This window comes from Massilia sp. YIM B02769 (assembly GCF_030411995.1).
Classification (GTDB): domain Bacteria; phylum Pseudomonadota; class Gammaproteobacteria; order Burkholderiales; family Burkholderiaceae_D; genus Telluria.
This window is the reverse complement of the sequence record NZ_JASNRC010000007.1, coordinates 281,114-294,970: the sequence shown is the minus strand read 5'-3', so window position 1 is coordinate 294,970 and position 13,857 is coordinate 281,114. Positions and strand designations below refer to the sequence as shown.

General features: G+C 72.3%; 10 protein-coding genes. 4 read left to right on the top strand and 6 right to left on the bottom strand.

The features are described from left to right. Positions 1-8: 8 nt before the first annotated feature. The 3 genes from nadB to QPK31_RS13565 all read right to left on the bottom strand — a co-directional run bounded on the left by nadB (position 9) and on the right by QPK31_RS13565 (position 3,291). Positions 9-1,637: an L-aspartate oxidase gene (gene nadB / locus QPK31_RS13575; protein ID WP_290423462.1), complete on the bottom strand. Its 1,629-nt coding sequence runs from the start codon at positions 1,635-1,637 to the stop codon at positions 9-11. A 77-nt stretch (positions 1,638-1,714) separates the two neighbouring features. Beyond that, entirely contained in the window at positions 1,715-2,452 is a 738-nt protein-coding gene (locus QPK31_RS13570) for a hypothetical protein (protein WP_290423461.1), read from the bottom strand. Beyond that, positions 2,449-3,291: a hydrolase 2, exosortase A system-associated gene (locus QPK31_RS13565; protein WP_290423460.1), complete on the bottom strand. Its 843-nt coding sequence runs from the start codon at positions 3,289-3,291 to the stop codon at positions 2,449-2,451. The genes QPK31_RS13570 and QPK31_RS13565 overlap by 4 nt, the downstream gene beginning before the upstream one ends. A 218-nt stretch (positions 3,292-3,509) precedes the next feature. Between QPK31_RS13565 and QPK31_RS13560 the strand changes: the two genes are divergently transcribed. After that, on the top strand, positions 3,510-5,108 hold the full coding sequence (locus tag QPK31_RS13560; protein WP_290423459.1) for an AMP-binding protein: 1,599 nt from the start codon (positions 3,510-3,512) through the stop codon (positions 5,106-5,108). Next, positions 5,105-6,883 carry an asparagine synthase-related protein gene (locus QPK31_RS13555; RefSeq protein ID WP_290423458.1) on the top strand — a complete coding sequence of 593 codons (1,779 nt, stop codon included), beginning with the start codon at positions 5,105-5,107 and terminating at the stop codon, positions 6,881-6,883. Before QPK31_RS13560 ends, QPK31_RS13555 begins: the two co-directional genes overlap by 4 nt. Before the next feature lie 31 nt (positions 6,884-6,914). On the opposite strand, the gene QPK31_RS13550 is transcribed toward QPK31_RS13555, so the two are convergent. Together QPK31_RS13550 and QPK31_RS13545 are read right to left on the bottom strand one after the other, a co-directional pair. Beyond that, positions 6,915-8,138 carry a glycosyltransferase gene (locus QPK31_RS13550; protein WP_290423457.1) on the bottom strand — a complete coding sequence of 408 codons (1,224 nt, stop codon included), beginning with the start codon at positions 8,136-8,138 and terminating at the stop codon, positions 6,915-6,917. Positions 8,139-8,144: 6 nt separating this feature from the next. Then, positions 8,145-9,386, bottom strand: a complete 1,242-nt coding sequence (locus QPK31_RS13545; protein ID WP_290423456.1) for a glycosyltransferase — start codon at positions 9,384-9,386, stop codon at positions 8,145-8,147. A 386-nt stretch (positions 9,387-9,772) separates the two neighbouring features. Between QPK31_RS13545 and QPK31_RS13540 the strand changes: the two genes are divergently transcribed. Next, positions 9,773-10,528 carry a long-chain N-acyl amino acid synthase gene (locus tag QPK31_RS13540; RefSeq protein WP_290423455.1) on the top strand — a complete coding sequence of 252 codons (756 nt, stop codon included), beginning with the start codon at positions 9,773-9,775 and terminating at the stop codon, positions 10,526-10,528. Next, positions 10,525-12,207 carry an FAD-binding oxidoreductase gene (locus tag QPK31_RS13535; protein ID WP_290423454.1) on the top strand — a complete coding sequence of 561 codons (1,683 nt, stop codon included), beginning with the start codon at positions 10,525-10,527 and terminating at the stop codon, positions 12,205-12,207. Before QPK31_RS13540 ends, QPK31_RS13535 begins: the two co-directional genes overlap by 4 nt. 156 nt (positions 12,208-12,363) lie before the next feature. Here QPK31_RS13535 and QPK31_RS13530 read toward each other — a convergent pair whose 3' ends face one another. Next, the gene (locus QPK31_RS13530; RefSeq protein ID WP_290423453.1) at positions 12,364-13,821 is read right to left on the bottom strand and encodes a SpoVR family protein; all 1,458 of its coding nucleotides are present in this window, start codon (positions 13,819-13,821) and stop codon (positions 12,364-12,366) included. Positions 13,822-13,857 lie beyond the last annotated feature (36 nt).

Genomic DNA, 13,857 nt, shown 5'->3' with positions numbered 1-13,857 from the left:
CCGCATCCCTAGCGCCGCGCCGGCGTCAGGACGCTCGGCAGTGCCTTCGGCAGGGTGTCGGGATAATCGCGCGAGTAGTGCAGGCCACGGCTCTCGTGGCGCGACAGCGCGCTGTTCACGATCAGCGAGGCCACGTCGACCAGGTTGCGCAGCTCGAGCAGGTCGTGGGTGATGCGGAAGTTGCGGTAGTACTCGTCGATCTCTTCCTTCAACAACTTGATCCGGTGCTGTGCGCGCTCCAGGCGCTTGGTGGTGCGCACGATGCCGACGTAGTTCCACATGAAGCGGCGCAGCTCGTCCCAGTTATGGGCGATGACGACTTCCTCGTCGGCGTTGGTGACGCGGCTCTCGTCCCAGGGCGGCAGCACTGGGCTGTCGATGGGCGGCGCGGCGGCGATCTGGCTGGCGCAGGCGCGGCCCACGACCACGCATTCGAGCAGCGAATTGCTGGCCAGGCGGTTGGCGCCGTGCAGTCCGGTGCAGGCCGTCTCGCCGACCGCGTACAGGCCTGGGATGTCGGTGCGCCCGGCGAGATCCGTGACCACGCCGCCGCAGGTGAAGTGCACGGCCGGCACCACGGGAATCGGCTCCTTCGTGATGTCGATGCCCAGTTCCAGGCAGCGCGCGTAAATGGTCGGGAAGTGCTCCTGCAGGAATTCCGGGCTCTGGTGGCTGATGTCGAGGTGGACGTAATCGAGGCCGCGCTTCTTCATCTCGAAGTCGATGGCGCGCGCCACCACGTCGCGCGGGGCCAGTTCGCCGCGCTCGTCGTGGGCCGGCATGAAGCGCGTGCCGGCGGCGACGCCGGCTTCCGGCGGCAACTTGAGCAGGCCGCCTTCGCCGCGGATCGCCTCGGTGATCAGGAAGGACTTCGCATACGGGTGGTACAGGCAAGTCGGGTGGAACTGGATGAACTCCATGTTCGACACGCGGCAGCCGGCGCGCCAGGCCATCGCGATGCCGTCGCCGGTGGCCGTGTCCGGGTTGGTGGTGTACAGATAGACCTTGCCGGCGCCGCCGGTGGCCAGCACCGTGTGCTCGGCCTCGAAGGTCAGGACCTTGCCGCTCGACTCGTCCTGCACGTACAGGCCGTGGCAACGCGGCTGGCCGACCAGCGCCGGGGCGCCACCGTGCACGCCCTTGCCCGTGAGTTTGTCGGAGGTGATGACGTCGATCGCGCAGTGGTGTTCGAACAGCGCGATGTTCGGATGTGCACGCACCTTCTGTTCCAGCGTCACCTGTACCGCGTGGCCGGTGGCGTCGGCGGCGTGGATGATGCGGCGCTGGCTGTGGCCGCCCTCGCGCGTCAGGTGGAAACCCAGTTCGGCGGAGGCGTCGCGGGTGAAGGGCACGCCCTGCGCGATCAGCCATTCGATCGCTTCGCGCCCGTGTTCGACGATGCTGCGGGTCGCCGCTTCGTCGCACAGGCCGGCGCCGGCCACCAGGGTGTCGGCGATGTGCTGGTCATGGCTGTCGCCGGAATCGAGCACCGCGGCGATGCCGCCTTGCGCCCAGTTGCTGGCCCCGTCGAGGAGGGCGCGTTTCGAGATGATTGCAACCTTGCGCGTCTCGGCGAGATGCAAAGCCACCGACAAGCCGGCCAAACCGCTGCCGACAATAGCGACGTCAAATTTCATGGCAAGTCTAATATGTATACAAGGGCATCACTATAAGCGATTTGCACCATATCCGTCCCGGCGCCTTGCGCCTGGCCTCACCAGGAAGTCAGCCAGCTGGTGCTGGCGGCGGCCACCGCTTCGCGCCAGTCGCTGCGGCTGAAATCCCCGTCGGCGCCGGCGATCTCGACCCGGCGGCAATGCGCGCGCCGCCGCTCCAGCAGGCGCGCGGTGCGCTCGTAGGCCGGATCGGCGCTGCCCAGCACCAGCAGGATATGGCCAGCGTAGGCATCGAAGGCGCCGGCCAGTTCGGCCGGCAGGGCGGCCGCGCGGGGCGGCGCAGCGTGCGGCAGGTGGCGCCGCAGCAGTTTCGGGGCGAAGCGCCGCATGTAGCGCCGTGCGCCGCTTTCCTGCGGCGGCGGCGCCGGCAATTCGGGATTGAACAGGGCCAGGCCGGTGACGCGCGCATCGCCGGCGGCATACAGCGCCGCCGAGCGGGTGGCGTCGCCGGCGGCGAGGATGACAGATTCTTTCATTTCGGGCACGTGGATGAACAATTCTTTCATCGCGGCGCCGAGATCTGCGCTGTCGTCGGCGCTGCCGTCGCGGCCCTCGCTGTCGCCGGCGCCGCTGCGGTCGAAGCGCATCACGGCCACGCCGCGCCCGGCCAGCAGGCGCGCCAGCAGGGTGAACTGGCGGTGGCTGCCGGTGCGGTACTGGCGGCTGTCGGCCAGCACCAGCAGGCCGCGCGCCAGCGGCCGCTCGGGCACGTCGACGATGCCGATCAGGGCGTTGCCGCCCGAGGAAAAGCGCAGGGCGCGCTGCTCGAGTTTCATGATGGCTCTCCCGCGAACAGGGTGGCGGTTGCCGCGCGCAGCTCGGGACAATCGAGGTGGCCGGCGCCGCTCCACTCGGGGGCGCCGTCGAGCTGGTAATAGTGCAGCTGGGCGCCGCCCGCCGCCCAGCGTTCCTTCAGGCGCGCGGCGCCGGCGGCGGCACGCGCCGGCGCCGGTCCGGCGTAGGCCAGCCAGTGGACGTCGCAGGGCGGCAGCGTCAACTGCGCGGCGTCGCAGGCATCGATGGCCTTCACCAGCGGCACCGCCACCTCGAAGCCGGCCACCTCGATCGCCCCGTGCACGGCCAGCTGGGCGCGCAGGGCCGAGGTGCTGCGCGGCGCGCCCGGCGCCGGGTCCTTCAGTTGCTCGGACAGGCGCAGGAACTGATTGATGCAGGCGCGCCCGCTGAGATAGGGCTGCCACAGCAGCAGGCGGCGCGGCTGCAGCCGGGCGGCGACGTCGAGGGCCAGCAGGCCGCCCAGGCGCAGGCCCCACAGCGTCAGCGGGCCGCTGTCGCGCTCGGCCAGCCAGTTCGCGGCCAGCACCAGGTCTTCGCGCCAGATGTCCCAGCGCCCGGCGCTGAATTCGCCGCAGCTGTCGCCGCAGCCGAACAGATCGATCTGCAGGACCGCGAATCCCAGCTCGGCAAAGGCGCGCGACTGCAGCGCCGCCATGCGCCGCGTGCGCGTCAGTTCCTCGGCAAAAGGATGGACATACAGGATCGCGCCGCGCGGGGCGACCTGCGGATTCGGCGCGTGGTAGAGGCTGAAACGCGTGCCCGGTTCGGCGTCGAAGAAGAAGGGCTCCACGCGCGGCGTGGTCAAGAGCGGAGCATTCATGGCTGGACCTCCTGCACTGGCGCGGCGCGGCGCGTCGGGGACGTGCGTGTCGTAGCCGGGGGATTAAACATGCATTTATGTCAATTTGACACGCGCTCTGGCGTGGCGTCTTGACGACCGACAGACGGCCAGTGGCAATATCAATTGATACCCGTCAATGATCCCGAGGCAGATTTTCTCAATGATGAATCTTTATTTACAGCATCTTCGGAGAAAACATGGCGCAGCTGATCCATGAACTGGTCGAACGCATCGCCGCGCGCGCCCCCTCGAGCACCGCCTTGCGCCATGGCGCGGGACGCGTCAGTTACGCCGGGCTGGCGGCGGCGATGACGGCGGTGGCCGCCGCGCTGGCCGGCAGCGGCGCCGGGCGCGACGACCGGGTTGCCTGCTGCCTCGCGGCGTGTCCGGAAAGCGTGGCGCTGCTGCTGGGCGTCTCCAGCGCGGGCTGCGCCTTCGTCCCGCTCGACCCGCAACTGGCGCCGGCCCAGCTGTGCGCGCAGTTGCGCCACAGCGGGGCGCGCGTTCTGGTTGCCGGCGCAGTCCAGGCAGCCGCACTGGCCGCCGGCCTGGCCGATTGCCCGGCGCTGCGCAGCGTGGTGGTGCTCGGCGAGGGGGCGGCCACCGGTGCGCGCAAGCCCGGCGCGCGCCGCTTCGGACCGCGCGCCGTCGGCTGGAACGACTGGCTGGCCGGCGCCGGCCGCGCGGCCCCGGCGGCCGGCATGCCGGTGCTTGGCGCCTTGCTGTACGACCCGCGCTCGGCCGAGCCGGCCGCCAGCGCGCTGTCGCAGCGTAACCTGGTGGCCGGCGCCGCCTCCAGCGCGCGCTGCGTCGGCCTGGGCGCGGGCGACCGCATCCTGGCGGCGCTGCCGCTGCACACCGACTACGGCCTGAACACCTTGCTCGCCACCTTGTCGGCGGGCGCCACCGCCTGGCTCGGCGCACCCGGCGACAGCGCCGGACTGGCGGCCCTGCTCGAACGCGGCGAACCCACCGGCCTCTGGGCTGCGCCGGCCACCTGGGAAGCCCTGGCCGGCGCGTCCTTCGGCCGCGGCGCCGATTGCCTGCGCTTCCTGGTCAGCGCCGGCGGCAGCCCGGAACGGGGCGCGCTCGACGCCCTGCGCCGCGCGCTGCCGCGTACCCGCATCCACCTGATGTACGACGTCGGCGACGCCTGCCGCTCGACCTGCCTGATGCCGTCCCAGCTCGACGAACGCCCCGGTTCGATCGGGCGCGCGATGCCGTATTCGGACTGGCTGGTGCTGCGCGCCGACGGGCGCGAATGCGCACCCGGCGAAACGGGCGAACTGGTGCAGCGCGGGCCGCTGGTCACGCTCGGCTACTGGAACGACCCGGGGCGCAGCAGCGCCGCGTTCCGCCAGCTGCCGCCGCTGCCCGGCCTGGCGCTGGCGGAGAACGGGCGCTGGCCCGGCGCCGGCGCGCGCAAGGACATGGACGGCTACCTCTACCTGGTGGATGCGCGCAGCGACACCATCACCACCGGCGGCTACCGGGTGCGGGCGCGCGAAGTCGAGAAGGTCGTGGTCGGCACCGGCCTGGTGGCGGAAGCGGCGGCGGTCGGCGTCGCCCATCCGGTGCTGGGCCAGGTGATCGCGGTGCTGGCCACGGCGCGTCCGGGCGCCCGGCTCGATTCCGCTATCCTGTTCGGCGCCTGCCGCGCCAGGCTGCCGCAGCACATGCTGCCGGCCATGGTCGACGTGCGCCGGGCGCCGCTGCCGCGCGCGCGCGACGGCCAGATCGACCGCGCGCTGCTGGCCGGCGAACTGGCGCCGCTGTTTGCCGAGGCCGCGCCATGAGCGGCCTGTGCGGCTGGTTTTCGCGCGAGCCCGGCGCCTTGCCGATCCTCGACATGGCCGCGCCCCTGCATGGCGGCAACGGCGCGCCGCCGCGCTGCGCCGCCCACAGCCTGGGCGCGGTCGCGCTGGCCGGCGCGGCCTTGCCCGGCCTGTACCACGAGGACGGCTTGCTGATCGCCTATTGGGGCGAGCGCCCGGGCGCACTGGCCCGGCTCTGGCGCAGCCATGGCGCCAAGGCGTGCGCCGCGCTGTCCGGGCAATTCGCCTTTGCGCTCCTCGACGAGCGGCGCGCCGAGGCGCTGCTGGCCGTCGACCGCTGCGCCACCCGCCCGCTGTATTACCAGATGGTCGGCAGGACGCTGCTGTTCGCCAGCCACAGCGAAGCGCTGGCGCGCCACCCCGGCGCCGGACGCGAGATCGACCCGCAAGCCATCTTCGATTACCTGTATTTGCAGGCGCTGCCCGCCACCCGCACCCTGTACAGCGGCCAGCGCCGCCTGGCGCCGGGCGAATGCCTGCACCTGCGCGCCGGGCGCGCCGAACGGCTGCGCTACTGGCGCATGCGCTTCACCGAGCATGCGCTTGGCGCCGCGCCGCAGGCCGGCCTGCTCGATGCCCTCAGTTGCGCCGCCGACGCCTGCGTTGGCGCGGCCGCCGATACCGGCCATTCCAGCGGCGCGACCGCGGTCCTGCTCGGCGGCGGCGCGGCCAGCGTGGTCCTGGCCGGCCTGCTGCAGCGCCACAGCGGCGCGCCGCTGGCCACCGTCGCCGTCGGCTTCGCCCCGGGCGCCGAACCGGCCCTGGAGCCGGCCAGCGGCGCCGCCCGCCGCCTGGGGAGCCGGCACCGCGCGCTGCTGGTCGGCGCGCGCAACCTGGTGGAAGCCGTGCCGCTGCTGGCGGCGGCCGGCGATGGCCCCTGCGGCGATCCGGCGGCCTTTGCGCTGTTCGCCGCGGCCCAGGCCGCGCGTGCCGACGGCGCCACCCGCCTGGCCGGGGCCCAGGGCGCGGCCCAGCTGTTCGGCGGCGGCCGGCGCTTCGGCGCACTGGCCCGGCCCGGCCGCTACGAACGCCTGCCCGGCGCGCTGCGCCAGCTGGCGATCGAGCCGGTGCTGTACCGCCTGGCGGCGCGCTTGCGCCGCGCGAATCCCTTGCCCGCCTACGGCCTGGACGCGTTGTTCGAACCGGCCTTCCTGGAACTGGTCGACCCCGATGCGCCCGCCGCCTTGCAGGAAGCGCTATGGTGGGGTGCCCAGGCGCGCAGCGGCGCCAACCGCCAGGTCGAACTCGAACTCCAGCTCGACTTGCCCTGCCGGGTCTTGCCGGCCTTTGCCGGCGCCTGCGCCGCCGCCGGCATCGATCCCTTGCACCCTTACCTGAACGATGCGGTAGTGGCGGCGTCGGCGCGCCTGGCGCCGGCGCACAAGCTCGACGCCGGCCGGCGCAAGCTGTTTGCCGCGCTCCTGCGCGAGCTCGCCCCCGGCTGCAGCGCGTACGGCACGGCGGCGCCGCGCATGCCGCTGGGGCGCTGGCTGCAGGCCGATGCACGCCTGCGCGCGCTTGCCTGCGACAGCCTGAACGACCTGGCGCGGCGCCGCATCCTGCGCCGCGACTTCCTCGACCTGCTGCTGTCGCGCCGCCTGCCGCTTGATCCCGAACTGCACGGACAAACGGTCTGGCTCCTGATGATGCTGGAGCAGTGGTTCGTGCGCCAGCGCCACGACGGTTGCGCGCACGGCAGCCGTCTGGCAACGGTGGCGCCGCTGGTGATGTCGTAGGCGCCGCGCCGGTGCCGGCCTGGCGCCGGCGCTAGCGCCCGGCCTCGCGCAGCAGGGCGTCGTAGACCGCGCAGTGGCTGCGCGCCATCGCCGCCAGGCTGTGGTGGGTGATCACCTGGCCGCGTGCGCGGGCGCCGTGGCGCAGGCCCATCTCGGGGATGCGGCAATAGTCGGCGATGGCGGCGGCCATGATCTCGGGCGACAGCGGCGGCACCAGGATGCCGGTCAGGCCGGGCTGCACCAGCTCGCGGTGGGCGCCGACGGCGGTGGCCACCACCGGCAGGCCGCTGGCCATGGCTTCGAGCAGGGCGCCGGCGCAGCCGCCCGCGCGCGCCGGCAAGACCATCAGGTCCATGGCGCGCATCAGCTGGGCGGTGTCGCGGCGCTCGCCCGGCAGCCAGGCGCGCGCGCCGGCGCCGGCGCGTTCGAGCGTGGCCTGGCAGGCGGCGCGCAGCGGACCGTCACCGGCGATCAGGAGGCGCAGGCGACGGTGCGCCGCATGCGGCGAGGCGATCAGGCGCAGGAAGGCGTCGACCAGGGTCGCATGATTGCCGGCCTCGTCCATGCGGCCGACACTGCCGATCACGAAGACCTCGTCGTGCATGAAGCCGGCCGGGCCAACCGCCACGTGCGGGCCGAGGCGCGGGTGGAAGGCCAGGCTGTCGACCCCGGCCGGGATCTGGGTCACGCGCGAGGGCGCGGCGCCGACCCGCTCGATCAGCCAGCGTTCCTGTTCGGCGCTGGCGGCGATGTAGTGCCGGACCAGCGGGCACAGGGCGCGCCGCAACAGTTGCGTGCGCAGGCGCCGTACCGCCTTCCAGCCGCCGGCGCCGCGTGTCCTGGAGGCGAATCCGGCGCCCGGGTCGTGCGCGGCCTGGCGCCCGTATTCGCCGTGCACCCGCAGCCTGACCCCGGCCAGCGCCGCAACCAGCTGGGCGTCGAGGTTGCCGAGGCTGCGGGTATGGACCAGGTCCGGCGCCAGCGCGCGCAGGGCGCGGTAGAGCGCGAGATAAAAGCCGGCGCCGCCGCGCCGCGCCAGGTCGACCACCTCGACGCCGCGTTCGCGCAGTCCGGCATGGGCGGCGCTGTGCCCGCCCAGGCAGACGACGGCGTGGCGGTAGCTTCCCGCCGGCGCATGGTCGAGCAGGTCGAGCAGGCCGGCGGCGGCCGTGTCGAGGCGCGAGACCAGGTGGGCGACCAGCGGTGGCGGCGCGTCGGCGCCGTGCGCGATGGCTGCTGGCGGCCGGTTGCCCATGGCAGCTCAGCCGGCACTGGCCAGCGGCTGCGGCGCCGCCTGGAACAGGGCCGGCAGGCCGGCCAAGCGCAGGTTCCAGTCGTGCTCGCGCAGCACGCGCGCACGCGCCGCGCGCCCGACCGTGGCCGCGCTGCCTTCCGCTCCGGAAAGCAGGGCGCCGATCCGCGCACGGAAGGCCGGCGCATCGGCCGCCGCCCAGGCTTCGGGCAGGGCCAGGCAAGCCAGGCCGGCCAGCGCGTGCGGCAGGCCCAGTACGGTTTTTTGCATCGCCATCGCGGCCAGCACCGCCATCGAGGCCGCGTGCCCGGCGCCGGGCGGCGCCAGTACCAGGGCCGCGTGCGCCAGGTAGGGCCGCGCGTCGGCCGCCTTGCCGCCGAGCGTTACGCCGGGCTGGCGCGCCAGCGCCCTGAGGCGCCGGTCCGCGCCCGCCGCCAGGGGAGGGCCGACCAGGTACAGGGCCAGCGACGGATCGGCCGCGCGCAGCGGCGCGAAGACCTCGTGCGCCAGCCAGTGCGCGGCGTCGGCCCCGGCCGGGCCGTCCAGGGGACCGGCCATGACCAGCGCACGCTCGCCAGGCTGGAAGGGCGAACGCTGCACGATATGCGGAGAATAATGCTCGGGGTCGATGCCGCTGGGCAGGAGCCGGGCCTTGTGCGCCGATTCCGGTGCAAACAGGCGAAAGCGCGCGACGTCGGCGGCGCCCGCGAACAGCGCGTGGTCGCAGGCGGCGCCGGCGGCGCGTTCGGCCGCCAGCAGGCGGCGCGCCTGGCGCCGCCACAGCGCCGCTCCCGGCCAGGGACGCACGGCGCCGTGGCGGCGGCTCCGGTCGGACTCGAGTTCGACGAAGTCGACGACACGCACCAGCCCCCGCGGCAGCGCCGCCAGGTGCCCGCCCATGCCGGCGCCGCAGGCCAGCACCGCGCGTACCGCCTGGCGCGCGCATAGCCGCATGGCCCAATCCAGCAAGACCGCATCGCCGCCAGCGCCGGGCCTCAGGCGCGCGCGCACGCCGGCGGGGGGAGCGAAACAGGTTTCGTGGCACAGCGCGCGAACCCGGCTGAACTGGGCGCCGTCGCGCAGCGGATCGGCGCGGCAACCCAGGTGGACGCGGTAGTGGCGCGCCAGGAAGCGCAGCAGGTGGAACCAGCGCAGGCTGGCCGCGTCGCCATCCGGACGCGGCAGGCAGGGCGCCAGCACCAGCAGGTCGCCGGCACGCGCCGAAAGTTGAACCGGAGTGGACGGGGTCATGCGCACACCGGGTGCGCCGCAAACGGCGAAATCGGCCGGGTCGAACCACGGCGGTGGACGAGCAGCATGTCGGAATCTCCCGTGAAAGCCTGGTGGCGCGGCCCTGGCGCTTGCCGTCCGTCGATTATATGGCTGGGCAAGCGATGCATTGCGCAACCCTTTTTGCAGTTGATACCGCTCAAGAGACGGGCTCGTGCTGTCATCCGGGCACACAACGCATCCCGGAATCTGCACCATGCTTGTGGCAAATTTCTCTGGAGCTTGATCTATGTTCAGATGGCAAAGTTTGGCGGCAAAGGCGGGGAACTGCGCTACGGCTGACCTTGTCTGACTGGCAGCTATCCCGTTTTCGCCAATAACGGCGGGACGCCACTCAGGAGAACAGCATGCTGGTAGATGAAATGCCCATCGCAACATTCGAGTCGCCGCCACCGGCCTCCGGCGCGCCGTGCCCGCCCGGCGCCAGGCCGCAGCCGGCGCAGCAGGTCCGCTCCCAGGTCTTCAACGTCCGCCTGGCGAGCAGCGCCGGCCGGCATGACGCCGCCGGCGTGCTGCTGCGCCGCATGTACGCATGGCGCGGCTATGCGCTCGACCCGGCGGCGCGCCAGGATGGCGGCCGCGTCACCTTCTATGCCGAGACCGACGGCGAGCTGGTCGGCACCATGAGCCTTGCCCTGGACCTGCACGGCCGCCTGCCGGCCGACGAGAACTTCGCCGACTGCCTGGCGCCGCTGCGCCTGGCAGGACGGCGCCTGTGCGAGCCCTCGCGCCTGGCGATCGACAAGGGCATGTCGAAGCGCGTCTTCGCCGCCCTGATCCACATCTCCTACCTGTACGCGCACCGCTTGCGCCGCTTCAGCGACTACGTGATCGAAGTCAATCCGCGCCACGTCGCGTTCTACCAGCGCATGCTCGGCTTCTCCGACTTCGGCGGCGAGCGCGACTGCAGCCGGGTCGGGGCGCCGGCGGTGCTGTTGCGCCTGCCGCTGGACGTGATGGGCGAGCAGATCCGCCGCTGGGGCGGCAGCTTCGACGCCGCCGGCGCCGAGCGCTCGTTCTACCCGTATTTCTTCCCGTTGCGCGAGGAAGCCGGGATCACGGCGCGCCTGGCCGCGCTGTGCCAGGGGGAGGACGCAGCATGACCGCCATGAACGAACTGCGCGGCGCCATCGACCACCGCGCCGCCCTCGCCGACATGACGGCGGCGGTCGGCGCGCCCCATTTGCTGACGGACGAAGCCACGCTGGCGCGCTACGCCCGCAGCACGTCGGCGCGCCCGGTGCGGCCGCTGGCGGTGGCGCGGCCGGCCGACGCCGCCCAGGTGGCGCAACTGGTACGCATCGCCGCCACCCACGGCATCGCCGTGTATCCGCTCAGCACCGGGAAAAATTGGGGCTATGGCGACGCCTGCGCGGTCGGCGCCGGGCAGTTGATCCTCGACCTGTCGCGCATGAACCGCATCGTCCAGGTCGACGCCGAGCTGGCCTATGCCGTCATCGAACCGGGCGTGACCCAGCATCAATTGTCCAGCTTCCTGGAAGAGCAGGGCTATCCCCTGTGGGCCGATTGCACCGGCGCCGGGCCGGACACCAGCTACATCGGCAACATCATGGAGCGTGGATTCGGGCATTCGCCCTACGGCAACCGCCTGCAGCACGTGGCCGGCATGCAGGTGGTGCTGGCCAGCGGCGAGATCCTGGAGACCGGCTTCGGCCACTACCGCCAGGCACGCGCGGCCCACCTGTTCCCGTATGGCGTCGGTCCCTTCCTCGACGGCCTGTTCACGCAGTCGAACATGGGCATCGTGACCCGCCTCGGCATCTGGCTGATGCCACGGGCGGAATGCGTGAACCATTTCCTGTGCAGCGTGCCGGCGCATGGCGACATCGCCGCCGTGGTCGACGCCTTGCGGCCCCTGCGCCTGGACGGCACCTTGCGCAGCATCCTGCACATCGGCAACGACCTGCGGGTACTGTCGGGCGGGCGGGTGTTTCCGCATGCCGAGCTGGCGCGTGCCGCGGCTACGGACGGTCCTGCGCCGTCCGGCGCGCGCCTGCCGCCGGCACTGCGCGCCCGGCTATGCGAGGGCCTGGGCGCCTGGACGGTGTCCGGCGCCCTCTACGGCAGCACGGCCCAGGTGGCGCTGGCGCGCAAGGCCGTCAAGCGCGCACTGCGCGGTACGCGCGGGCGTGCGCGCTTCGTCACCGAACGCAGCCTGCGCCTGGGCGCCCTGGCCGGGCGCCTGCTCGGCGACAGCGAGGCGGGACGCCGCCTGCGCGCCCAGGTCGCCCTCGGCGCCTCGCTGTTCGAGGTGAACCGCGGGGTGCCGAACGGCCGCTTCCTCGCCGGCGCCTACTGGCGCCGGCGCGGCGGCTTGCCGGCCGGCTTCCCGCAGGGCGCCGATCCCGCGCGCGACGGCTGTGGCCTGCTCTGGGTGTCGCCGGTGCTGCCGCTGCGCGGAGAAGACCTGCTGGCGGTCCACGCGCTGGCCGAGGCCGAGTTCGCGCGTTTCGGCTTCGACCTGTTCGCCACCTTCAGCATGATCAACGAACGCTCCCTGGGCGGCGTGCTGACCGTGGCCTACGACCGCGACGACCCGGAGGAAACCGCACGGGCGCGTGCTTGCCACGACGCCGTGTTCGCCCGCCTGTTCGAAGCCGGCTACATCCCTTACCGCGTGGGCAACCACGCGATGGCGGCGCTGGACCCGGCGGGCGACACCTATTGGCGCACCGTGGCGGCGCTGAAAGGCGCGCTCGATCCGCGGGGGATACTCGCGCCGGGGCGTTACCAGCCGGGCGAGGCGGCGCGCTTCGGGTAAGGCTGGTCGGCCCGGCGCCGGGATAATCGTCAGCGGAAACGCGGGCCTGAGCGGCGCATGGGCCGGGGCCGCAGCATGGGCCAAGGAAGCGCAGGCCCGTGGCATGGACATGGGCATGGCAGACAGACTGCCGCCACGCCGCATGCCGGACCCTGCTCAAAAGCCGATTTTCCTGGCCGGAAGGGTGCGCACGACGCCGCGGAAGTCGACCGTGTTCAGCGCCACCGGGCGGCGCCAGATCCGGTCGACGCACTCCATCACGCGCTCGGCCTGCTGGAGGTCGAGGCCGCGGCCGTCGTGCTGGTAGTCGTGGCGCAGCTCCAGGCTGCCGTCCGCCTTCAACGCCGTGACGGCCACCGACGGCGCCCCGTAGTTGTATTTCGGCGCCAGGATCGCTTCGCGGATCGCATGGATGTCGCGGTTGGCGATCCGCGTCTCGCCATCCTTGCGCGTTTCATGGACGAACAGGTCGAGCCGATCGGCCAGTTCCGGGTCGAGGTAGTTGCGGATGAAGCCGAAGTCGTCTTCCTCGCGCATGATGCGGCGTGCCGCTTCCAGGCCGTCGCGCTCGACGATGTGTTCCCACATCGCGAATCCCAGGTGGTAGGGATTCAGCGTGAGCGCCAGCTGCTGGCCGCCGGCATACGGACGCACCACGTCGGAATGCGATTTCAGCGCTGCCAGGTAGAGTTCGTTCGGCAGGAAGCCGGCCTCGCGCAGCAGGCGCGCGTGCCAGTAGGAGGCCCAGCCTTCGTTCATGATCTGGCAGGCGTGGATGGGATGGAAATAATAGGCTTCCTCGCGCACGGCCAGGAAAATGTCGCGCTCCCATTCCTCGAGCTCCGGCGCGTAATGGGCGATGAACCAGAGCAGGTCGCGTTCGGGGTGCGGGGGAATCGGCGCGCGCTGGCGCCGGGTGTCGGTTCCGGGCGGATCGGTTTCGCCGGGCAGCCGAGCATAGCGGTCGCGAAACACGTCGGCGGCCGGCGCGCCGCCGGGCGCGGCGTGGTCCGGATAGCGCGGCCGGTGCAGCGGCTGGTCGATGTCGATGTGGGCTTCCAGGGCCAGGGCCGCGTCGAGCACGGCTTCGACCTTTTCCTGGCCATGCTCGGCCAGCGCCGCTTCAAGGCGGTGGGCGCGCGCCGCGCTCTGTTCGAGGATGTGGCTGCCGGCCATGTTCATGAAGCGGCGGAACAGGACATTGTTCTTGGCGAAATCCGCGTGGCCCAGCACGTGGGCGGTGACCAGGGTGTTTTCGGCCAGCGAATTGTGCTCGAGCATGAAGGCGCGGCAAGGATCGCCCGGGAACATCACCTCGAAGATGCGCGAATGCCCCATGTGCTGGCGCACCAGCTGGTGGATGTAGCGCACGCCGAAGGACCAGTGGCGCATCCGCACCGGCAAGCCGTAGACGGCGATCTCGAGCATGAAGCTGTTCGGCACCATGTCGAAATGCACCGGATCGAAGTCGAGGCCGTGCTCCAGCGCCAGCGTCTCCAGGCGGGCAGCGTACTCGGCCAGGCGGGCGTCGCGGTCGCCCGGGTGCGCGCCGCTGTGCTGGCTCATGTGCTCGCCCGTGTGCTGACTCATGTGGTCGTCCGTGTGCTGGCTCATGTGCTGCCTCCTGTGCGCATGCATCTCCCTGTCCTT